This window comes from Chromohalobacter sp. 296-RDG (genome assembly GCF_029889885.1).
Taxonomy (GTDB): domain Bacteria; phylum Pseudomonadota; class Gammaproteobacteria; order Pseudomonadales; family Halomonadaceae; genus Chromohalobacter.
In genome coordinates, this window is record NZ_JARANY010000309.1 from 1 (window position 1) to 573 (window position 573).

Sequence of the window (573 nt, forward strand, 5' to 3'; positions counted from 1 at the left end):
CGTGTCGGCGATGATGAACTTGCGCTTATCGGTGGAGAAATACCGATAGGCGACATCGATGGTGATGCCCTGCTCACGCTCGGACTGCAAGCCATCCACCAGCAGCGCCAGATCGACTTGATCGCCGGTGGTGCCGCTGGTCTTGGAGGCCTGGGTGATCGCCGCGAGCTGATCCTCGTAGATCATCTTGGAATCGTGCAGCAAACGCCCGATCAGGGTCGACTTGCCGTCATCGACGCTCCCGCAGGTGATGAAGCGCAAGAGATCCTTGTTTTCATGCTCGTGCAGGTAGGACTCGATATCGTCGGCGATCAGCGATGACTGGTGTGACATTAAAAGTACCCTTCGCGTTTTTTACGCTCCATGGACCCCGCCTGGTCTTTGTCGATGGCGCGGCCGGAGCGTTCGCTGGTCTTGGTCAGCAGCATTTCCTGGATGATTTCGGGCAGCGTGGTGGCGTGCGATTCCACGGCGCCGGTGAGCGGGTAGCAGCCCAGCGTACGGAAACGCACCCATTTCTCTTCGGGGACTTCGCCTTCTTCCAGCGGCATGCGGTCGTCGTCGACCATGATG

General features: G+C 59.2%; 1 protein-coding gene and 1 pseudogene. Both read right to left on the bottom strand.

The features are described 5' to 3' along the window. Positions 1-333 (bottom strand): GTP-binding protein (locus tag OP495_RS18695; protein WP_280571290.1); only part of this gene is annotated, 333 nt, incomplete at its 3' end. Further along, positions 333-573: pseudogene (locus OP495_RS18700) on the bottom strand (sulfate adenylyltransferase small subunit); the annotation flags it as partial. The pseudogene OP495_RS18700 and the gene OP495_RS18695, both read right to left, overlap by 1 nt.